Source organism: Aquimarina sp. (assembly GCF_977115655.1).
Map to the genome: position 1 here is coordinate 36,450 of NZ_CDSBKO010000038.1, position 21,085 is coordinate 57,534.

A 21,085-nucleotide genomic window follows, 5' to 3' on the forward strand; every position below is an offset into this window, starting at 1 on the left:
CTTATTATTTAGTCGCTTTTTTCTTGTTAGCAACTGTTTTTCTTCTTCCTTTACGTGTTCTAGAATTGTTTTTAGTACGTTGTCCTCTAAGTGGTAAACCAGCTCTATGACGAATACCTCTATAACATCCTATATCCATAAGACGTTTGATACTTAATTGTACTTCAGAACGTAATTCACCTTCTATGGTATAAACCCCAACAGCTTCCCGAATACGACCAATTTGATCATCATCCCAATCAGAAACTTTTGTACTTTCATCTACTTTGGCAGCTGCTAAAATTTCTTTAGCTCTACTTCTACCAATTCCGAAGATATAGGTTAATGCTATAACTCCTCGCTTTTGTTTAGGTATATCTACCCCTGCAATTCTTGCCATAATTACCCTTGTCTTTGTTTAAATCTAGGATTCTTTTTATTAATCACGTAAAGTCGGCCTTTTCTACGTACAATCTTGCACTCGGCACTTCTCTTTTTTATTGATGCTCTAACTTTCATCTCTTTGTTTTTTATTTTCAAAACATATTGTTATACATCTTGAAGGAATCAGTAACAAGATTTTTCAGCCCGCAAAAGTACATAAAAAATCTTAATTAACTAATATATTAATACACTATTAATATCTATATGTAATCCGAGCCTTTGATAAATCATAAGGGCTCATTTCTAATTTAACCTTATCTCCTGGTAGTAATTTAATATAATGCATACGCATTTTACCAGAAATGTGAGCTGTCACTACATGACCATTTTCTAATTCTACTCTAAACATTGCATTAGACAATGCTTCGATTATGCTACCATCTTGCTCTATTGCAGGTTGTTTTGCCATTATGCTACTGCTTTACGATTTTTACCGGTTTTCATTAATCCATCATAATGTCTATTCAATAAATATGAATTAATCTGCTGCATAGTATCTATAGCTACCCCAACCATAATAAGTAAGGAGGTACCTCCAAAAAACAATGCCCATCCTTGTTGAACATTAAGAAGCTTAACTGCTATTGCAGGAAAAATTGCCACTAATGCTAAGAAGACAGATCCCGGCAAAGTAATTTGAGACATGATTTTGTCCAAATATTCAGATGTTTCACTCCCCGGACGAATCCCTGGAATAAAACCACCACTACGCTTTAAATCATCTGCCATTTTATTGGTAGGAACTGTAATTGCAGTATAGAAATAGGTAAAAATGATAATTAACAGCGCAAATACTAAGTTATACCATAATCCAAAAATATCACTGAAAGCAGCTTTTATGCCTTGAGAAAATTCAGAATCGGAAAGACTTGCAACTGCTGAAGGCACAAACATGATTGCCTGAGCAAAAATAATTGGCATTACTCCAGAGGCATTAAGTTTTAAAGGTATATACTGACGAGAACCAAATACATTTTTTTCGTATCCTCCTCCTGCAGTTCTTCGGGCATATTGAACTGGTATTTGACGAACTGCCATTACCAATAATACAGATGCTAAAATAACAACAAACCAGATAACCAACTCTATTAGTACCATTATCATTCCTCCACTATCACCAGATGTTCTCGATGCAAAATTTTGAACAAACGATTGTGGTAATGTTGCTATAATACCTACCATAATCAGTAAAGAAATACCATTACCGATACCTTTATCTGTAATTCTTTCTCCTAGCCACATTGCAAAAATACAACCTGTAGATATTATAATTACTGAAGACACAACAAAAATAGTTTGATTGGGCATCACAAAGGCTTCTGCCGGAAGTGTTGCAAATAAATTATAAATGTACCCGGGACCTTGAACTAAAGTTATAGCTATGGTTAGCCAACGAGTAATTTGATTAATTTTTTTTCTACCACTTTCCCCTTCTTTTTGTAGCTTTTGTAAATAAGGGATAGCAATCCCCATTAACTGTACTACGATTGAAGCTGATATATATGGCATAATCCCTAAAGCAAATACCGAAGCGTTAGCAAAAGCTCCTCCTGTAAATGCATTAAGTAATCCCAACAAACCATCTTGGGTTTGTGTTCCCAGATTTGCTAATTCTGAAGCATCTACTCCCGGAAGTACAACTTGTGCTCCAAATCGATATACTAAAAGCAATCCTAAAGTAACTAAGATTCTATTTTTTAGTTCTTCGATTTTCCAAATGTTTTTTATTGTGTCAATAAATTTCATGAAATTGTCAATTATAAGGTTACTGCTTCACCACCTGCTGCTTCGATAGCAGCTTTTGCAGTGGCTGTAAATTTATGAGCCGAGACTTTTAATTTAGCCTTCAACTCACCTCTTCCCAATATTTTAACCAAATCATTTTTCCCAGCAAGACGTGTAGCTAAAATCAAATCCAGATCTACAGTATCTTTAATTTTTCCATCATCTACTAATTTTTGTAGTGTGTCTAAATTAATCCCCTGATACTCTTTTCTGTTAACATTCTTGAATCCAAATTTTGGGACACGTCTTTGAAGTGGCATTTGCCCTCCTTCAAAACCTATCTTTTTTGAGTATCCAGAACGTGATTTTGCTCCTTTGTGACCACGAGTAGAGGTTCCTCCTTTACCAGAACCTTGTCCACGACCTACTCGCTTGCCATCATTTTTTACCGAACCTGCAGCAGGTTTTAAGTTACTTAAATCCATGTGCTTTTATTATTTTGTTTCTATAGAAACTAAATGTTTAACTTTATTTACCATCCCAAGGATATTAGGAGTATCTTCATGCTCCACAACCTGGCCGATCTTTTTAAGACCTAGAGCCTCTAGAGTTCTCTTTTGTCTCTGAGTACGGTTAATCGCACTTTTTACTTTAGTAATTTTAATCTTTGCCATCGTTCCTAAATTTATCCTTTAAACACTTTCTCAAGTGAAACACCACGTTGAGCTGCTACTTGTTGCGCACTACGCATTTGTAACAAAGCATCAAACGTTGCTTTCACCACATTGTGTGGGTTAGACGATCCTTGGTTTTTAGAAAGTACATCATGTACTCCAACAGATTCTAATACTGCACGAATAGCTCCACCGGCAATCACTCCTGTACCTGTCGCTGCAGGCATTAGCAATACTCTTGCTCCACCATACTTTCCTTTTTGCTCGTGAGGTAGTGTACCTTTATGTAATGGAATACGAACTAAATTCTTTTTTGCATCTTCTACCGCCTTAGCGATTGCTTCTGCTACTTCTTTAGACTTTCCTAAACCATGACCTACAACTCCTTTTTCGTCTCCTACAACAACTATTGCAGAGAAACCAAATGCTCTACCTCCTTTAGTTACTTTAGTTACACGTTGCACGCCAACTAAACGATCCTTAAGCTCAAGTCCGCTTGGTTTTACTAATTCTGCGTTTTTATATTTTTGATACATAATTTCTTAGAATTTAAGTCCTGCTTCTCTAGCACCGTCTGCTAATGATTTTACTCTACCATGATACAAATATCCTCCTCTATCAAAGGATACTGTTTCTATACCAGCTTTCATTGCTTTTTCGGCAAGTGCTTTTCCAACCAAGCTTGCTTTTTCTATTTTATTTCCAGCTGCCGAAGCTATGTCTTTATCTCTTGAAGAAGCAGCACTGATAGTTTTACCAGATACATCATCTATGATCTGAGCATAGATTTCTTTGTTACTTCTAAAAACAGATAATCTAGGACGTTGCTCTGTTCCACTTACATTACCGCGGATACGCTTTCTTATCTTTAATCTTCTTAAATCTTTTGAGAATGCCATAACGTTAATCATTATGCAGATTTACCTGCTTTTCTTCTTAATTGTTCTCCTACAAATTTAACTCCTTTTCCTTTATAAGGTTCTGGTTTACGGAAACCTCTAATCTTAGCTGCTACCTGTCCTACCAATTGCTTATCATGAGAAGTCAATTTTATCATAGGGTTCTTACCTTTTTCTGAAATAGTTTCAACTTTCACCTCTGGCGCTAAGTCTAATACTATATTGTGAGAGAATCCCAAAGCCAAATCTAGCTTTTGACCTTGATTAGAAGCTCTATATCCAACTCCTACTAATTCTAACTGTTTAGTAAACCCTTCAGAAACACCTAATATCATATTATTAATCAACGAACGGTATAAACCATGCTTTGCTTTATGATCTTTGGTATCACTAGGTCTTTCTAGAACTACCTGGCTATCCTCAATTTTTACATCGATACTATCGATTTCTTGAGTAAGTTCTCCTAATTTTCCTTTAACAGTAACAACATTACCTGTCACTTCAACAGTGACACCAGACGGAATAGTTACTGGATTTTTTCCTATTCTTGACATTTCTTTTGTCTTTTTTACTGTTAATAAACGTAGCAAAGTACTTCTCCTCCTACATTCTCTTGCTTTGCCTGTTTACCAGTCATAACACCGTGAGAAGTAGAAACAATTGCAACACCTAATCCGTTAAGAATTCTAGGAATATTATCAGAACCTGAGTATTTTCGTAAACCCGGTTTACTAATTCTCTGTAATTCTTTTATTACTGGTTCTTTTGTAATCTTATCGTATTTAAGTGCTATCTTAATAGTACCTTGAACTGTATTATCTTCAAATTTATAACTTAAAATATATCCTTGATCGAATAATATTTTAGTGATTTCTTTTTTAACCTTCGATGCTGGTATCTCAACAACTCTATGTTGAGCTCTGTTTGCATTACGAATTCTGGTTAAATAATCTGCTATAGGATCTGTATTCATTGTTATCTCCTTTAAAATATTATTACCAACTAGCTTTTGTTACTCCTGGAATTAATCCTTGATTAGCCATTTCTCTGAATGTAACACGAGAAATCCCAAACTGACGCATATATCCTTTTGGTCTCCCCGTTAACTTACAACGATTATGCTTACGAATTGGAGAAGCATTTTTTGGCAACTTTTGTAATGCTTCATAATCTCCGGCTTCTTTTAAAGCTTTACGTTTTTCAGCATACTTAGCTACTATTTTTGCTCTCTTCACCTCACGGGCTTTCATTGATTCTTTAGCCATAATTAATTCTTTTTAAAAGGTAAACCTAGTTGGGTTAACAATGATTTTGCTTCTTTATCTGTATCCGCTGAAGTTTCAAAAGTAATATTCATTCCTGATATTTTGTTTACTTTATCAATATCAATTTCTGGAAAAATAATTTGTTCAGTAATCCCTAAAGAGTAATTACCTCTACCATCAAAACCTGTAGCTTTAATTCCTCCAAAATCTCTTACACGTGGTAAAGCTGAAGTAATTAAACGATCTAAGAATTCATACATTCTTTCTCCTCGTAAAGTAACTTTAGCTCCAATAGGCATTCCTTTACGTAATTTGAAAGTAGCGATATCTTTTTTAGATATAGTTGATATGGCTTTTTGACCTGTGATTGTTGTTAATTCATCTACTGCGTAATCAATTAACTTTTTATCAGCTACTGCTGCACCAACACCTCTACTTACAACTATTTTTTTAAGTTTAGGTACTTGCATTACATTTTTGTAGCTAAATTCTTCTGTAAGAGCAGACACTACTCTGTCTTTGTACTCTTGTTTTAATCTTGGGATATAAGCCATAACTATATTACTTCATTAGATTTCTTAGAAAATCTCACTTTCTTATCTCCTTCTATTCTATATCCTACTCTGGTTGTTTCACCTTTTGAGGTCAATAACGACAAGTTAGATATATGAATAGGCGCTTCTTGTTTTACTATTCCTCCCTGAGGATTAGTAGCACTAGGTTTTTGGTGTTTAGAAACTAAATTAACACCTTCTACAATCGCCTTGTTTTTGTCTTTCAATACTTTTTGTACTGTACCCTCTTGACCTTTATTGTCTCCAGCAATTACACGTACTGTATCTCCTGATTTTATTTTTAGCTTTGTCATCTTTACAAATGTTTTAAAGCACTTCTGGCGCTAGTGAAACAATCTTCATGAATTGCTTATCACGAAGTTCTCTTGCAACAGGACCAAATACACGAGTTCCTCTCATTTCGCCAGCAGGGTTTAATAAAACACATGCATTATCATCGAAACGGATATAAGAACCATCTGGTCTGCGCACTTCTTTTTTAGTACGAACTACAACTGCAGTTGAAACGGCTCCTTTTTTAATGTTTCCATTTGGAGTTGCTTCTTTAACGCTGACAACTATTTTGTCTCCTACAGAGGCGTATCTTCTTCCTGTACCACCTAAAACACGAATGACCAAAACTTCTTTTCCACCTGTGTTATCGGCTACTTTTAATCTAGACTCTTGTTGTACCATAATTACTTCGCTCTTTCAATTACTTCTACTAATCTCCAACATTTGGTTTTACTCATAGGTCTTGTTTCCATGATCTTTACAGTATCACCAATATTGCAGTCGTTTTTTTCGTCGTGGGCAACGTATTTTTTCGTTTTTAACACGAACTTTCCGTACATTGGGTGTTTTACTTTTTTTACTTCGGCAACTACAATTGATTTTTGCATTTTGTTGCTAGTAACAACCCCTATACGCTCTTTTCTTAAGTTTCTTTTTTCCATCTTTCAGCAGAATTAACCGTTTAATTCTCTTTTTGTTAGCTCTGTAGCCATTCTCGCTATAGATCTTCTAACTTTACGTAATTGTAAAGGATTTTCTAAAGGAGACATTGCGTGAGCCATTCTTAAATCTGAATACGTTTTTTGAGTTTTACCAAGTTCCTCTTGTAATTCAGCTGTAGATAATTCTTTTACTTCTGATTGTTTCATAGTCTCTCAAATATTAGTCTTGATAATCTCTAGCTACGATAAGCTTAGTTTTCACAGGAAGTTTCTGTGCTGCCAAACGTAATGCTTCTTTAGCTACGTCATAAGGCACTCCACTTATTTCAAATAAAATCCTTCCTGGTTTTACTACTGCTACCCAGTATTCAACGGCACCTTTTCCTTTACCCATACGTACTTCGAGAGGCTTTTTTGTTATTGGCTTATCCGGGAAAATTTTAATCCACAGAGAACCTTCTCTCTTCATGTGACGAGTAGCTGAAATACGAGCTGCTTCTATCTGTCTGGCAGTAACAAAACTTGTATCTAATGATTTTATTCCGAAAGTCCCGTTAGAAAGTTCATGCCCCCTTTGGGAAATACCTTTCATACGTCCTTTTTGTTGCTTACGGAATTTTGTTCTTTTAGGCTGTAACATTGCTAATTTACTTTAAAAAATTACTTTCTACGACGTGATTTATTATTGCCACCACTTCGTCCACCTTTGTTGCTGCTATCACTTTTTCCTTGTTTTTTGGATAAACCAACTAAAGGAGAAAGCTCTCTTTTACCATACACTTCACCTTTCATGATCCATACTTTGATACCCAGTCTACCATAAGTAGTATGCGCCTCAACTAAAGAATAATCAATGTCAGCTCTAAATGTAGATAAAGGAATACGACCTTCTTTGTAAGACTCTGCACGTGCCATTTCGGCACCATTCAGACGTCCTGAAATTTGAATCTTAATGCCTTCTGCATTCATTCTCATCGCAGCTGCGATAGCCATTTTAATAGCACGACGATATGAAATACGGCTTTCGATTTGTCTTGCAACACTAGACCCTACCAGAAATGCATCTAATTCTGGTCTCTTAATTTCAAAAATATTGATCTGAACTTCCTTATCGGTAATTTTTTTAAGCTCTTCTTTTAACTTGTCTACCTCTTGTCCACCTTTTCCGATAATAATACCAGGTCTGGCAGTAGTGATAGTAACGGTTACAAGTTTAAGAGTACGCTCAATAATTACTCTTGATACACTAGCTTTTGATAAACGTGCGTGTACATATTTTCTAATCTTATCGTCTTCGGCAAGTTTATCACCGTAGTCATTGCCTCCATACCAGTTGGATTCCCATCCTCTGATGATACCTAGGCGATTTCCGATTGGATTTGTCTTCTGTCCCATAGTTTATATTAGCTTTGTGTATTATTGTTTGCTGCAACCACGATAGTAACGTGATTAGAGCGTTTTCTTATTCTGTGTGCGCGACCCTGAGGAGCAGGACGAAGTCTTTTTAACATACTTCCACCATCTACCCGAATCTCTTTTACAAAAAGATCTGCATCTTCGATGCTATCATCTTCATTTTTCGCTTGCCAGTTAGCTATTGCAGAAAGCAATAGTTTTTCCAGACGACGTGATGCTTCTTTAGGATTAAATCTAAGAATCTGAAGCGCCTTTTCAACTTTTACACCACGTACTAAATCTGCAACTAAGCGCATCTTACGAGGTGACGTAGGGCAGTTATTAAGTTTTGCAAAAGCAAGTTGCTTTTTTTCTTCCTTAATTCTTTCTGCCATTTCTCTTTTACGAACTCCCATGACTTAAATTATTTTTTACCTTTATTTTTAGCACCCGCGTGTCCTCTAAAGGAACGTGTTGGCGAAAATTCTCCTAATTTATGACCTACCATATTCTCGGTAACATATACCGGTACAAACTGGCGACCATTATGAACTGCAATTGTTTGCCCTACAAAGTCAGGAGTAATCATAGATGCTCTAGACCAAGTCTTTATAACAGACTTTTTATTAGCTTCTACATTTGCAGCTACTTTTTTCTCTAACTTATAGTGAACGTAAGGTCCTTTTTTTAATGAACGTGCCATATCTTATTATTTCTTTCTACGTTCTACAATATACTTATTACTCGATTTCGTCTTAGAGCGGGTTCTGTATCCTTTTGCAGGAAGACCTTTTCTAGAACGAGGATGACCTCCGGAAGAACGTCCTTCTCCACCACCCATTGGGTGATCAACAGGGTTCATTGCTACTGGTCTTGTACGTGGACGACGACCCAACCATCTTGTTCTACCTGCTTTACCTCCTACGATCAATTGATGATCACTGTTAGACACTGCACCAATGGTAGCAACACAATTAACTAATATCATTCTTACTTCTCCAGAAGGTAATTTAACTGTAGCAAATTTACCATCTCTTGCCATTAATTGTGCAAACGAACCTGCACTACGTGCCATAACAGCACCTTGACCTGGACGTAACTCTATACAAGAAATGATTGTTCCTAAGGGAATATCACTAAGAGGCATTGCATTACCTATTTCAGGAGCAACATTACTACCTGAAACGATATTTTGACCTACTTGAAGACCATTTTGAGCAATAACATAACGCTTTTCACCATCTTGATAATTCAATAACGCTATAAACGCAGTTCTGTTAGGATCGTATTCTATTGTAGATACGGTGGCAGGAATCCCCTGCTTATCACGTTTAAAATCGATAATACGATACCTCCTTTTATGACCACCACCTTTGTAGCGCATAGTCATTTTTCCTTGACTGTTTCTACCTCCAGATCTTTTTTTCGGAGCCAATAGGCTTTTTTCCGGCTTATCAGTAGTAATGGCGTCAAATCCATTAACTACTCTAAAACGCTGACCTGGGGTAATTGGTTTTAATTTTCTTACTGACATCCTTTAGTCTTAAAGATTACTATATAAATCAATTACTTCACCTTCCGCCACCTGTACAATTGCTTTTTTATAAGCACTTGTTTTACCAGTGACCATACCCGTTTTTGTATAACGTGTACTTCTGTCCGGGCGGACATTTATTGTACGAACTTTAGTAACAGATACTCCATAAGCAGATTCTACTGCTTTTTTGATCTCTACCTTATTCGCGTTCTTGTCTACTACAAAACCATAGCGATTATAAACTTCACTATCCGCAGTAGCCTTTTCTGTAATAATAGGTTTTATTAAGATACTCATGGCTTCTATTTACTTAAATTCGTTTCAATTCCTTTCAAAGAACTCTCCAGAAGAACTAAATTATTCACATTAAGTATTTTATATGTACTTAATTCTGAGGTAGTTATAACTTCTGAGGTTTTTAAATTGCGTGACGACAAATATACATTTTTATTTGACTCAGACAACACAAACAAAGATTTTTTATTTTCAAGCCCTAAAGACTTTAAAACTGCTGTAAAATTCTTTGTTTTTATTGTATCAAATGTAAAATCTTCTACTACCGTGATAGCATTGTCATTTGCTTTAATACTTAGCGCAGATCTACGAGCTAATTTTTTTAAATTTTTGTTCAATTTAAAAGAGTAGTTACGTGGTCTTGGTCCAAAGATTCTACCACCACCTTTAAATACAGGAGATTTTATACTTCCTGCTCTGGCTGTACCTGTTCCCTTTTGTTTCTTTATTTTTCTGGTACTTCCAGCAATCTCTGCACGTTCCTTAGCTTTGTGAGTACCTTGGCGTTGATTAGCCAAGTATTGTTTCACATCTAAGTACACAGCGTGATCATTTGGTTCTATACCAAAAACAGCTTCAGAAAGGTCTGCCTTTCTTCCTGTTTCTTTCCCGTTAATATCAATTACCGCTACTTTCATTACTTCTGAATCGTTACATACGTGTTTTTATGCCCAGGAACACATCCTTTAACAACAAGCAGATTCTTTTCAGGAACTACTTTTAACACTCTTAAGTTTTCAATTTTTACTTGATCTCCACCCATTCTTCCTGCCATTTTCATCCCTTTAAAAACTCTTGCAGGGTATGATGCAGCACCTATAGAGCCCGGAGCTCTTAAACGGTTATGTTGACCATGAGTTGCCTGACCCACACCACCAAAATTGTGTCTTTTTACAACTCCTTGAAAACCTTTACCTTTAGAAGTTGCCGAAATATCCACAAACTCACCTTCAGTAAAGCTCTCTACCGTTACTGTATCTCCTAACTTGTACCCTTTTTCAAAACCTTTGAATTCGACAACTTTACGTTTAGCAACAGTACCTGCTTTTTTAAAGTGACCTAAAGCCGCTTTAGTAGCATTTTTGTCTGCTTTGTCATCGAAACCTAATTGAACAGCTTCATAACCGTCAATTTCTTGAGTTCTGACTTGGGTAATCACGCATGGGCCAGCTTCGATAACTGTACATGGAATATTTTTTCCATTCTCATCGAAGATGCTGGTCATACCGATCTTTTTTCCTATTAACCCAGACATATTTATTAATTATTAGTTATTATTATATTTAATCTAAATATTTTACAAAAAAACAGGGTCAAAATAATACTTCAACCCTGAATGTATTTTTTGCCGTTTTTCCCTTGCACGCAGCTTGGGACATTTTACTTTGGTTTTATTCAATGACCAAGATCACCAAACATAAAGCCATAGCGTAATTATACTTTAATCTCTACTTCAACTCCGCTTGGCAATTCCAGTTTCATCAACGCATCAATCGTTTTTGAAGAAGAGCTATAAATATCTAAAAGTCTTTTATAAGAACTTAATTGAAATTGCTCTCTGGATTTTTTATTTACGTGAGGTGAACGTAGCACCGTAAAAATCTTTTTATGTGTTGGCAAAGGAATTGGACCAGTTACTACAGCTCCTGTGCTCTTTACCGTCTTTACGATTTTCTCTGCAGATTTATCTACCAAGTTATGATCGTAAGATTTTAATTTTATTCTAATTTTTTGACTCATTTCTGTAATAATTAAGAGTTAACTCCTTTTGCAGCTGCAATTACTTGTTCTGAAATATTAGAAGGAGTTTCTGCATAGTGCGAGAATTCCATTGTAGAAGTTGCTCTACCTGATGACAATGTTCTTAACGTTGTAACGTATCCAAACATTTCTGAAAGTGGAACAGTTGCTTTTACTGTTTTTGCACCTGCACGATCACCCATATCACTTACCTGACCTCTACGACGATTTAAATCTCCAACAATATCCCCCATGTTTTCTTCCGGAGTAATAACTTCAAGCTTCATAATTGGCTCCATAATTACGGCTTTAGCTGCTTTTGCTGAGTTTTTAAACCCTATTTTTGCTGCTAATTCGAAAGATAACTGATCTGAATCGACATCATGATAAGATCCGTCTGTTAAAGTAACTTTCATTGCATCTACTTCATATCCAGCCAAAGGACCATTGACCATTGCTAATCTAAATCCTTTTTCAATAGAAGGTATAAATTCTTTAGGAACATTACCTCCTTTGATTTCAGAAACAAACTCTAATCCTACCTTTCCTTCTTCAGCAGGCTCAAGTGTAAATACAATATCCGCAAACTTACCACGACCACCAGATTGTTTCTTATAAACTTCTCTATGTTCAGCTTTAGCAGTAATTGCTTCCTTGTATTCTACTTGTGGTTGCCCTTGATTAACTTCAACTTTAAATTCTCGTCTTAAACGATCCACAATAATATCCAAATGAAGCTCTCCCATTCCTGAAATAATTGTTTGACCTGAAGCCTCATCTGTCCTTACTGTAAACGTAGGATCTTCTTCTGCTAATTTTGATAAAGCCATACCAAGCTTATCAACATCTGCCTTAGTTTTAGGCTCCACCGCAATACCTATTACAGGATCAGGGAAATTCATTGATTCTAAAACTATAGGGTGTTTTTCATCTGAAAGTGTATCTCCAGTTTTTATAGATTTGAATCCAACAGCTGCTCCAATATCTCCTGCCTCTATATAATCAATTGCATTTTGCTTATTGGCATGCATTTGATAGATACGCGAAATACGCTCTTTATTACCTGAACGATTATTTAACACATAAGACCCTGCATCCAAACGTCCCGAATACGCTCTGAAGAATGCCAAACGACCAACAAAAGGATCTGTCGCGATTTTAAATGCTAAAGCAGCGAAAGGCTCTTTTACATCTGGTTTACGTATTTCTTCTTTATCTGTTTTTGGGTTAATTCCCACAATACCTTCTTTATCCATAGGAGAAGGCAAGTAACGACATACTGCATCCAAAAGGAATTGAACTCCTTTATTTTTAAAGGCTGATCCACAGATCATAGGAATAATAGACATATCCATTACAGCAGCACGAAGTGCAGCATGCACTTCTTCTTCTGTTATCGAGTCTTCATCTTCCATATATTTTTCCAAAAGATCTTCATCATAAGCAGCAACTTCTTCAATAAGTTTACCACGAAGGATTCTTGCTTCTTCTTTTAAATCTTCAGGGATATCCACAACGTCAAATGTAGCTCCCTGGCTTTCATCATGCCAAATAATTGCACGATTCTTTACTAAGTCTACAATACCCTTGAAATCAGCTTCATCACCGATGTTTAATACAATAGGAACTGCGTTAGAACCTAACATATCTTTTACTTGTTGACAAACTGACATAAAATTAGATCCTTGACGATCCATTTTATTTACAAATCCAATTCTTGGAACTTTATAATTATCTGCAAGTCTCCAGTTTGTTTCAGATTGCGGCTCTACACCATCTACTGCACTAAACAAGAAAACAAGACCATCTAAAACCCGCAGAGATCGGTTTACTTCTACAGTAAAATCAACGTGCCCAGGAGTATCAATAATATTAAAATGATATCCTTTAGTATCTTCAACAGCTTCACCATTTTCTATAGGGAAATTCCAAGTACATGTTGTTGCCGCAGAAGTAATAGTAATACCTCTTTCTTGCTCTTGCTCCATCCAATCCATAGTCGCAGCACCATCATGAACTTCTCCAATCTTGTGACTTACCCCTGTATAATAAAGGATACGCTCTGTTGTAGTAGTCTTCCCTGCATCAATATGAGCAGCAATTCCTATATTTCTAGTATATTTTAAATCTCTAGCCATTTCTTAAGGATTAAAATCTAAAGTGTGAGAATGCTTTATTTGCTTCAGCCATCTTATGAGTATCTACTCTTTTCTTAACAGCAGCTCCTTCTTCTTTTTCTGCAGCTATAATCTCTGCAGCTAATTTTTGAGCCATTGATTTTTCGTTTCTTTTACGAGAAAACTGAATCAACCACTTCATAGCGGTAGATATCTTACGATCTGGTCGGATTGGATTAGGTATCTGAAAAGTAGCTCCTCCAACACGTCTGCTTCGCACTTCTACGTGAGGCATTACGTTAGACAATGCGTCTTTCCACATTTCTAATGCAGTTTTTTCTTCGTTTTGTTTTTTCTCCTCTATGATATCGATAGCATCATAGAAAATTTTAAAAGCAGTTGACTTTTTACCATCCCACATCATCATATTAACAAAACGTGTGACTAACTGATCATTAAAACGTGGATCTGGCAAAATAGGTCTTTTTTTAGCCTTTCTTTTTCTCATGTCTTCTTCTTAAAGTTTTTAATTACTTCTTAGGGCGTTTTGCACCGTACTTAGATCTACGTTGTGTTCTACCCTCGACACCTGCGGTATCCAGAGCTCCACGAACAATATGATATCTAACTCCTGGTAAATCTTTTACCCTTCCACCTCTAACTAATACTATCGAGTGCTCCTGGAGGTTATGACCTTCACCACCGATGTATGCGTTTACTTCTTTTCCATTTGTTAACCTAACACGCGCTACTTTACGCATAGCTGAATTTGGTTTTTTAGGAGTTGTAGTATAAACACGCGTACAAACACCGCGGCGTTGCGGGCACGAATCCAAAGCAGCCGATTTACTCTTCTTAGTTATTTTGGCTCTACCTTTTCTTACTAATTGTGAAATTGTTGGCATAATTTGCTTTACACTATTATTATTATTTTTTCAAATATCCTTCTTAAAGGGCTGCAAAGGTAGAAATAATTTTCAGTAAATCAAATCTTAAGGGATTAATTTTAAAACACATGCCGTTATTTTATTCAAATACCTAATTAAAAGACACTACCCTAATCAAAAAAAAACGCACTATTATCCAAAATTTACAAAAAGGTTTCTTGTTATTTTATATAAAGATCAAAAAAGACATAATACAATAGTACAACCAAATCAAAAACAACTTACACTAGCATTAAAACATTAGAAATCAAGAGCTATACAAAACCAACATTGTCTTAACAAACAAAATCTAATATTTATAAATATGCATAAAAACACATATAGTAATTAAGAATACCATTATAAATTATAAAGAATAGTTAAATTTTTGCAATAAAAAGTTGTTTAATAAAGATATTATTGTGATTTTTGGCATTGGCTAATTCAAATAAATCATAAAAATGAGAACAAAGTTTAGTGGAATTCTAACGCTAATCCTAGCGTTTGTAGTGCAACTATCGTTTGCACAAGAAAAAACGATCTCTGGTAATGTGACAGACAATAGTGGTCTTCCTTTACCCGGGGTAAATATCGTTGTAAAAGGTACTGCTACAGGTACACAAACCGATTTTGATGGTAATTATTCCATCAGTGCAAACAGAGGTGCTGTGTTAACCTATAGTTATGTAGGCTTTGCAGCGAAAGAAATTGTTATCGGAGATAACAACACAATTAATGTTCAACTATTAGAGAATGCGGCAGAGCTTGAAGAAGTTGTTGTAACAGCACAAGGTATTTCCAGACAAAAGAAATCTCTTGGATATGCCGTTACTACTCTTAAATCTGAAGCTGTTGAAAGCAGACCTGAAGCAGATATAGGTAGGATATTAACGGGTAAAATTGCAGGAGTAAATGTTGTAGGAACTGGTGGTGTTGCAGGTAGTGGAACAAATATTTCTATTAGAGGTAATGTGTCTATTACTGGTAACAACCAACCTCTTTTTGTGGTTAACGGTGTACCTTTTAACACTAGCACAAATGCCGAAAGCAATACTACTACTGGAAATGGTTCTGTTTCAGCATCCAGTAGATTCTTAGACATCGACCCCAACAGTATTACTGATGTAAGTGTCCTTAAAGGACTAAGTGCAACTGTACTATATGGTGATGCAGGAAGAAATGGTGTGGTTTTAATCACAACAAAAACTGGATCAACAGCTCTGGTTAACAAAGGTTTTGAAGTAACTTTTAACCAATCTGTATTTGTAAATGAAATATCCGGACTACCTGATTATCAAAACACATACGGACAAGGTGGTGACAACAATATTAATGTTGGATTTGTTGGGAGTTGGGGAGGCAGATTTGATGGTGAAACTGAAGTTCGTCATCATTATAACCAATCTGGTTTTGCAAGATCTTTTCCAGAATACCAAGGAGTTAATGTTATATATGCTCCAGTTAAGAACAATATAAAAGATTTCTTTAGACAAGGTTTCGGTACTACTACTTCTTTAAATGTATCTAAGAGTACTGAAGACCTTTCCTATAATGTAAACTTTGGTCATACTGATGAAGATGGTTACGTTCCTGGCAACAATATTACAAGAACAAACTTTGGTATAGGTGGAAGTATAAAACTAAGCAACAAGATGAGAGTTAATGCTTCTTTCAACTTTGCTACCAGTGACTTTACTACTCCTCCAATTGCAGCTAGTGGTGGAACAAATAACTTCTCAATTTTTACAAGAACATTATACCTTCCAAGAAATTTTGATCTTAATGGTCTTCCATTTCAAGATCCAAATACTGGAGAAAATGTATTTTACAGAACAGATATTGAAAATCCTCGTTGGTTAGTTGCAAATTCGCAAGAAGGTATAAAAACAGATCGTTTTTATAATTCTATAAGTACTGCTTATGACTTTAATGACAATTTTGCATTAACCTATAGAGTAGGATTAGATACTTATACTGAAAAACAACATTTTTATGTAAACAAGGGAGGTGTTAGTTCAGACCTTGCAACAATCGGATTTTTAAAATCTACTGCTGCTACAAACACTACTTGGGATCACAGTTTAATTTTCAATATTAAAAATATCGCTATATCAGAAAAACTTGGTTTCAGTGGTTCTACTGGGTTTAACTTAAATTCTGAAACATACAACAAATTTGGTATTTTTAGCAGCAATCAAGTTGTTTTTGGATTTATAGATCATAACAATTTCCAGACTCAAAGCAACCAAGATCCTTTTGGCAGTTCATTAGATTTTATAGATAAGCAAAATACTATTGGTTTATATGGACAATTCCAGTTTGATTATGATGACTATCTATATCTTACATTAGCAGGAAGAAATGACTGGAGTTCTACTATAGAAAAAGAAAATCGTTCTTTATTTTACCCTAGTACATCTATAGCATTTGTACCGACATCTGCCATACCTGAGTTAAAATCTGATGCTTTAAATTTCTTAAAATTAAGATTTGGCTATGGTACATCAGCAGGTTTTCCATCTACATATCAAACAAGACCACAACTTATACAAACTACTTCTGCATTTATTGATAGAGGGTCAAGAGTTGTTAATACAGTTTCTAATTCAAGTACTCTTCCTAATCCAGGTCTTAAAGCTGAATTGCACAGAGAACTTGAAGCAGGAGTCGAAGCCAAATTATTAAATAACAGAGTTAGTCTTGAAGTAAGTGTATATCAAAGAGATTCAAAAGATCAGATATTATTTAAAACCTTGGATGCCTCTACCGGATTTACAAGTACTACTATAAATGCAGGTAAAATTGAAACTCAAGGTATTGAGATTGATTTAGCTGTGACTCCTTTTAGCAGTTCTGATATCGATGGTTTTAAATGGGTTTCTAACTTAAACTTTAACGCTACTCAAAACGAAGTTAAAGAACTACCAGGTGGTGATGATGTTTTTATTGCGGGATTCTCTAATATAGGTAACTATGCGATTGAAGGGCAGCCTCTTGGAGTTTTAAGAGGTAGCTATGCTGTAACTGATGATGAAGGTAATTTATTAATTAACCCAAGTAATGGTAAGGTAATTGGTAGTGGCGATCTTGGGTTAGCTGACAAAGTTATTGGAGATCCTAATCCCGATTGGAAACTTACTAACATAAATACTTTTTCTTATAAAGGATTTAGCCTATCCGCTCAAATGGAGTATACTCATGGAGGTGATTTTTCATCTACTACTATCAATAGTTTGATTAGAAGAGGAGTAACCAGAGATACTGAAAACAGGGAAGGAACTAAAGCAATAGTAGGTGTTTTAGCAAATCCAAATACTGGAAGTCCATTATTAGATGCTTCTGGCAATAAGATCTCTAACACAATTCAATTAGGAGCAAATGATATTTATTTTCTTAACTTAGTTGATCCAGCTAACAAAGGAATATATGACGGATCTGTAGTGAGACTAAGAGAAGTATCATTATCTTATAACGTTCCGAAAAAGTTTATTGACAATACTCCTTTTGGTTCTATTTCATTTTCACTATTAGGGCAGAACATGTGGTATTGGGCTCCTAATGTACCTAAATATACAAATTTCGACCCAGAAGTAATTAGTACTGGAGTAGGAAATGGTGCAGGTTTAGATTTACAAACGGCTCCTTCGTCAAAAAAATATGGATTTAGCGTAAAAGCTTCCTTCTAAACTATTAAAATAATAAGAAATGAAAACATTAAAAAACAGACTAAATATATTAGTCGTAGCCCTTGCTGTACTTTGTATGGTAAGTTGCGAAACGACCGAGTTGGATTTGACTACAAATCCTAGTCGACTAACACCAGAAAGTTCTGATGCTGAATCTCTTCTGAATAATGCACAATTGAACTTTGTTTTTGCTCTTGCTCATAATGAAGATAATGAAGACGGCTTGAATGTAAGAGCCGCTGAATTTGTGAGAATGCAACATTTATTTGGTTCCTACACTGGTGGATTTTCTTTGACCGCTACCAATATTAATAATAATCTTTGGATTCCTTTCTACAGAGAGACTCTAAAAGATATAGAAACGTTATTCCCAATAGCCAAAGAATCTGGATTGACGGGACATACTGGTGTAGCCAAAATTCTTAAAGCTTATACTTATGTTATTTTAGTAGATGCATTTGGTGATGTTCCTTATTCTGAAGCACTTCTGGGTAATGATTTTCAAAATCCAAAAACGGATAGCGGACGAGATATATATAATGCCATGTTGAAAATAATTGATGAAGGAATTGCTTCAATTAATGAAACGGATGATGCCATTATGCCAAATGACCTTTATTATCATGGTAACAGAAAAAAATGGATGGATTTGGGTAGAACACTTAAGTTAAAGATGTATGTTCAAATGCGCCTTATAGGGGATTTTACTAATGAAATTAATGAGGTTCTTAGCCTAGGAGTAATTACTGGAAAAGATGGTGATTTTCAGTTCGAATATTCAACAATAAATAGCCCTAATGATAGTAGACATCCATATTATATATTAAACTACGATCAAGGTGGTCCAGATGATTACTTAAATAGTTATTATGTAAATCTTTTAAAAAACAAAGATGGTAATGGCTTCGCTGACCCAAGATTAAGATATTATTTCTATAGACAGACAAAAAACGATCCACAAGGGGACTTTTTAGTTTGCGCTAATGATGCGGTAATTAACTTTTGCTATATAGGTAATGGTTATTGGACCAGAGATCACGGTAATAAGAACGGAGTTCAACCAGATCAACGTTTAAGGTCTACTTATGGTTTATATCCTATTGGAGGTGCTTTTGATGCTGATAATTTCACTAATACAAATAACAATAGAGGTGCAGAGGGAGCTGGTATTTTCCCTATCATGCTATCATCATATGTTAAATTTTTGCAGGCAGAATCTGCTTTAATGAGTGGTACTACCGGAGATCCTAAAGCTTTAATGGAAGAAGGGATCAGAGCATCTATAGACAAAGTAATTAACTTTAACATTGCTAAAGTAAATCCTACTTTTGCAGCGAAACCTACGGAGATTGAAGCTTATGTTGCTTTTGTAAAAAATCTATATGATACAGCTACAACAGACAAAGAAAGATTAGATATTATTATAAAAGAGTATTATATTGCTCTTTGGGGTAATGGATATGAAGCTTGGAATAACTACAGAAGAACTAGCTTCCCAAGTGATCTATCTAATCATGTTGATACTCCTGGATTATTCCCAAGAACTTTGTTATACCCTGCTGCTGTAGTAAATTCTAATTCTAACATTAGCCAGAAGCAAGTTAGTGAAAAAACGTTTTGGGATATAAACCCAGATAACTTAGATTAATTTTAAAAAAATAGTGATGAAAAAAATAAATAAATTTTTTACCATATTTGTATTGGCTACATCATTCGCTTTGGTTGTTTCGTGTAAAGATGATGATAAGGATCCATTTACTAATAAAATAGTAGATGGTGGGTTTATAAACTTTGCCGCAGGGGATCCTCCAATATTCAATGTTAATGTACTTCCTGGTAATGTATCCGGAGCTAATTTCGAGGCTGATTTGGTTGATACTAATGGTAATGTACGTAGTTACAAACTTGATATGGTTGCTACAGTTAAAGGCAATATTAAAGAAAAGGTAGAATTAAAAACTATTACTTCTTTTCCTACTCATTTAGTGATAACACCTGAAGAAATTGCAGGTGCGCTAGGATTATCTATAACCGACTTAGATGGTGGAGATAGTTTTGTGTTTGAAGCTACAGTTACAACTAACGAAGGAATTGTGTATACTTCTGAAGCGCCAAGTTTTAATGCTCAAACTTCAGAAATTGGCAATGGAGCTACAGATCCAACTATACTTTCTTCTGCAGGTTACAGACATGCTTTTAGGTTTAAAGTATCATATGCCTGTATCCAACAAAATCCTAAAGCAGGAACATGGACCATTAAAACTTTTGATTCTTTTGGTGATGGATGGCAAGGTGCTAAAATAACAGTAGATATAGATGGTGTTAAAACTACTTATGCTGCAGAAGAAGTTCCCGGCCCTCAAACCACACATACTTTTGAGGTTCCTTCAGGAGCTAAATTTATTGCTTTCTCTTATGCTTCAGGACAATTTGAAGAAGAGAATTCTTATATAGTTACTGATCCTGATGGTACAATAATTCTTAATGAAGGTCCAAAACCATATGTAGGTTCTGTACTTTGTACTCACTAATCGCTATTATACACTAGTTGATTATAACTTATCTCAAAAAGGGGTGTTTGAAAAATCAAACACCTCTTTTTTTATTCTGAATTTTTCGAAAACCTAGCGAAGACTTCACTAAAAAACGAAGAGTTTTATAGAAATTATTAACAATAATTCAACTAAATTTTATCAAAAATTACTTTTCAGACCTCTTTTTATTGGCTTATGTTTACACTTTTATTTATCCCTAATGAAGATCCGGAAAAGTATTAAAAAAGATCTATACTGCGATAACAAACCTTTTTTATGGTTTTCAAACTTTGTGAAAGCATGAATTAAGACCGTTGCAAAAGGTCGGTTTACTTGATTTAGTTTTTCTATTAGGTAGAT

At 35.2% G+C, this 21,085-nt stretch carries 31 protein-coding genes; 3 read left to right on the top strand and 28 right to left on the bottom strand.

Annotated features, from left to right (window positions below):
- Positions 1-4: 4 nt before the first annotated feature.
- The 28 genes from rpsM to rpsL all read right to left on the bottom strand — a co-directional run bounded on the left by rpsM (position 5) and on the right by rpsL (position 14,484).
- Positions 5-379 carry a 30S ribosomal protein S13 gene (gene rpsM / locus ACZIYX_RS15440; RefSeq protein ID WP_462683156.1) on the bottom strand — a complete coding sequence of 125 codons (375 nt, stop codon included), beginning with the start codon at positions 377-379 and terminating at the stop codon, positions 5-7.
- A gap of 2 nt (positions 380-381) precedes the next feature.
- Positions 382-498: a type B 50S ribosomal protein L36 gene (gene ykgO, locus ACZIYX_RS15445; RefSeq protein ID WP_013621733.1), complete on the bottom strand. Its 117-nt coding sequence runs from the start codon at positions 496-498 to the stop codon at positions 382-384.
- A 118-nt stretch (positions 499-616) separates the two neighbouring features.
- Positions 617-832, bottom strand: a complete 216-nt coding sequence (infA, locus tag ACZIYX_RS15450) for a translation initiation factor IF-1 (RefSeq protein WP_010181908.1) — start codon at positions 830-832, stop codon at positions 617-619.
- On the bottom strand, positions 832-2,169 hold the full coding sequence (gene secY, locus ACZIYX_RS15455; RefSeq protein ID WP_462683157.1) for a preprotein translocase subunit SecY: 1,338 nt from the start codon (positions 2,167-2,169) through the stop codon (positions 832-834). Before secY ends, infA begins: the two co-directional genes overlap by 1 nt.
- A gap of 11 nt (positions 2,170-2,180) precedes the next feature.
- A complete protein-coding gene (gene rplO / locus ACZIYX_RS15460) occupies positions 2,181-2,633 on the bottom strand; it encodes a 50S ribosomal protein L15 (protein ID WP_462683158.1) in 453 nt (150 codons plus the stop codon).
- Positions 2,634-2,642: 9 nt separating this feature from the next.
- Complete coding sequence (gene rpmD / locus ACZIYX_RS15465; protein ID WP_024770862.1) at positions 2,643-2,822, bottom strand: 50S ribosomal protein L30; 180 nt, start codon at positions 2,820-2,822, stop codon at positions 2,643-2,645.
- An 11-nt stretch (positions 2,823-2,833) separates the two neighbouring features.
- Positions 2,834-3,358 carry a 30S ribosomal protein S5 gene (gene rpsE, locus ACZIYX_RS15470; RefSeq protein WP_462683159.1) on the bottom strand — a complete coding sequence of 175 codons (525 nt, stop codon included), beginning with the start codon at positions 3,356-3,358 and terminating at the stop codon, positions 2,834-2,836.
- A gap of 6 nt (positions 3,359-3,364) precedes the next feature.
- Positions 3,365-3,721 (bottom strand): 50S ribosomal protein L18, encoded by a 357-nt coding sequence (rplR, locus tag ACZIYX_RS15475; protein ID WP_462683160.1) that lies wholly within the window; start codon positions 3,719-3,721, stop codon positions 3,365-3,367.
- An 11-nt stretch (positions 3,722-3,732) separates the two neighbouring features.
- Positions 3,733-4,275 carry a 50S ribosomal protein L6 gene (gene rplF / locus ACZIYX_RS15480; protein ID WP_462683161.1) on the bottom strand — a complete coding sequence of 181 codons (543 nt, stop codon included), beginning with the start codon at positions 4,273-4,275 and terminating at the stop codon, positions 3,733-3,735.
- Between the two features lie 20 nt (positions 4,276-4,295).
- Positions 4,296-4,694, bottom strand: a complete 399-nt coding sequence (rpsH, locus tag ACZIYX_RS15485; RefSeq protein ID WP_462683162.1) for a 30S ribosomal protein S8 — start codon at positions 4,692-4,694, stop codon at positions 4,296-4,298.
- A 22-nt stretch (positions 4,695-4,716) separates the two neighbouring features.
- Positions 4,717-4,986, bottom strand: a complete 270-nt coding sequence (gene rpsN / locus ACZIYX_RS15490) for a 30S ribosomal protein S14 (protein ID WP_149624741.1) — start codon at positions 4,984-4,986, stop codon at positions 4,717-4,719.
- Between the two features lie 2 nt (positions 4,987-4,988).
- A complete protein-coding gene (rplE, locus tag ACZIYX_RS15495) occupies positions 4,989-5,540 on the bottom strand; it encodes a 50S ribosomal protein L5 (RefSeq protein ID WP_462683163.1) in 552 nt (183 codons plus the stop codon).
- A gap of 2 nt (positions 5,541-5,542) precedes the next feature.
- Positions 5,543-5,854 (bottom strand): 50S ribosomal protein L24, encoded by a 312-nt coding sequence (gene rplX, locus ACZIYX_RS15500; RefSeq protein WP_462683164.1) that lies wholly within the window; start codon positions 5,852-5,854, stop codon positions 5,543-5,545.
- A 13-nt stretch (positions 5,855-5,867) separates the two neighbouring features.
- Positions 5,868-6,236 (bottom strand): 50S ribosomal protein L14, encoded by a 369-nt coding sequence (rplN, locus tag ACZIYX_RS15505; protein ID WP_027411971.1) that lies wholly within the window; start codon positions 6,234-6,236, stop codon positions 5,868-5,870.
- Between the two features lie 2 nt (positions 6,237-6,238).
- Positions 6,239-6,496 carry a 30S ribosomal protein S17 gene (rpsQ, locus tag ACZIYX_RS15510; RefSeq protein ID WP_024770871.1) on the bottom strand — a complete coding sequence of 86 codons (258 nt, stop codon included), beginning with the start codon at positions 6,494-6,496 and terminating at the stop codon, positions 6,239-6,241.
- A 12-nt stretch (positions 6,497-6,508) separates the two neighbouring features.
- Positions 6,509-6,703 carry a 50S ribosomal protein L29 gene (rpmC, locus tag ACZIYX_RS15515; RefSeq protein ID WP_462683165.1) on the bottom strand — a complete coding sequence of 65 codons (195 nt, stop codon included), beginning with the start codon at positions 6,701-6,703 and terminating at the stop codon, positions 6,509-6,511.
- A gap of 13 nt (positions 6,704-6,716) precedes the next feature.
- Positions 6,717-7,136, bottom strand: a complete 420-nt coding sequence (gene rplP, locus ACZIYX_RS15520; protein WP_462683166.1) for a 50S ribosomal protein L16 — start codon at positions 7,134-7,136, stop codon at positions 6,717-6,719.
- A 20-nt stretch (positions 7,137-7,156) separates the two neighbouring features.
- A complete protein-coding gene (gene rpsC, locus ACZIYX_RS15525; RefSeq protein ID WP_462683167.1) occupies positions 7,157-7,891 on the bottom strand; it encodes a 30S ribosomal protein S3 in 735 nt (244 codons plus the stop codon).
- 8 nt (positions 7,892-7,899) lie between these two features.
- Entirely contained in the window at positions 7,900-8,307 is a 408-nt protein-coding gene (gene rplV / locus ACZIYX_RS15530) for a 50S ribosomal protein L22 (RefSeq protein WP_462683168.1), read from the bottom strand.
- A gap of 8 nt (positions 8,308-8,315) precedes the next feature.
- The gene (rpsS, locus tag ACZIYX_RS15535) at positions 8,316-8,594 is read right to left on the bottom strand and encodes a 30S ribosomal protein S19 (protein ID WP_019386271.1); all 279 of its coding nucleotides are present in this window, start codon (positions 8,592-8,594) and stop codon (positions 8,316-8,318) included.
- Positions 8,595-8,600: 6 nt separating this feature from the next.
- Complete coding sequence (gene rplB / locus ACZIYX_RS15540; RefSeq protein ID WP_462683169.1) at positions 8,601-9,425, bottom strand: 50S ribosomal protein L2; 825 nt, start codon at positions 9,423-9,425, stop codon at positions 8,601-8,603.
- 9 nt (positions 9,426-9,434) lie between these two features.
- Entirely contained in the window at positions 9,435-9,725 is a 291-nt protein-coding gene (gene rplW / locus ACZIYX_RS15545; RefSeq protein ID WP_462683170.1) for a 50S ribosomal protein L23, read from the bottom strand.
- Positions 9,726-9,730: 5 nt separating this feature from the next.
- Positions 9,731-10,360 (bottom strand): 50S ribosomal protein L4, encoded by a 630-nt coding sequence (gene rplD, locus ACZIYX_RS15550; protein WP_462683171.1) that lies wholly within the window; start codon positions 10,358-10,360, stop codon positions 9,731-9,733.
- Positions 10,360-10,977, bottom strand: coding sequence for a 50S ribosomal protein L3 (gene rplC / locus ACZIYX_RS15555; RefSeq protein WP_462683172.1), 618 nt, complete (start codon positions 10,975-10,977; stop codon positions 10,360-10,362). Before rplC ends, rplD begins: the two co-directional genes overlap by 1 nt.
- Before the next feature lie 179 nt (positions 10,978-11,156).
- The gene (gene rpsJ / locus ACZIYX_RS15560) at positions 11,157-11,462 is read right to left on the bottom strand and encodes a 30S ribosomal protein S10 (protein WP_010181931.1); all 306 of its coding nucleotides are present in this window, start codon (positions 11,460-11,462) and stop codon (positions 11,157-11,159) included.
- Between the two features lie 11 nt (positions 11,463-11,473).
- Entirely contained in the window at positions 11,474-13,600 is a 2,127-nt protein-coding gene (fusA, locus tag ACZIYX_RS15565) for an elongation factor G (protein WP_462683173.1), read from the bottom strand.
- Positions 13,601-13,610: 10 nt separating this feature from the next.
- Positions 13,611-14,087, bottom strand: coding sequence for a 30S ribosomal protein S7 (gene rpsG / locus ACZIYX_RS15570; RefSeq protein WP_462683174.1), 477 nt, complete (start codon positions 14,085-14,087; stop codon positions 13,611-13,613).
- Positions 14,088-14,109: 22 nt separating this feature from the next.
- A complete protein-coding gene (rpsL, locus tag ACZIYX_RS15575; protein ID WP_024770883.1) occupies positions 14,110-14,484 on the bottom strand; it encodes a 30S ribosomal protein S12 in 375 nt (124 codons plus the stop codon).
- 482 nt (positions 14,485-14,966) lie between these two features.
- Between rpsL and ACZIYX_RS15580 the strand changes: the two genes are divergently transcribed.
- Genes ACZIYX_RS15580 through ACZIYX_RS15590 form a run of 3 tightly spaced genes read left to right on the top strand, consistent with a single transcriptional unit; the run spans position 14,967 to position 20,722 of the window.
- Positions 14,967-18,191: a SusC/RagA family TonB-linked outer membrane protein gene (locus ACZIYX_RS15580; RefSeq protein WP_462683175.1), complete on the top strand. Its 3,225-nt coding sequence runs from the start codon at positions 14,967-14,969 to the stop codon at positions 18,189-18,191.
- A gap of 19 nt (positions 18,192-18,210) precedes the next feature.
- On the top strand, positions 18,211-19,839 hold the full coding sequence (locus ACZIYX_RS15585) for a SusD/RagB family nutrient-binding outer membrane lipoprotein (RefSeq protein ID WP_462683176.1): 1,629 nt from the start codon (positions 18,211-18,213) through the stop codon (positions 19,837-19,839).
- Between the two features lie 16 nt (positions 19,840-19,855).
- Positions 19,856-20,722, top strand: coding sequence for a hypothetical protein (locus tag ACZIYX_RS15590; protein WP_462683177.1), 867 nt, complete (start codon positions 19,856-19,858; stop codon positions 20,720-20,722).
- Positions 20,723-21,085 lie beyond the last annotated feature (363 nt).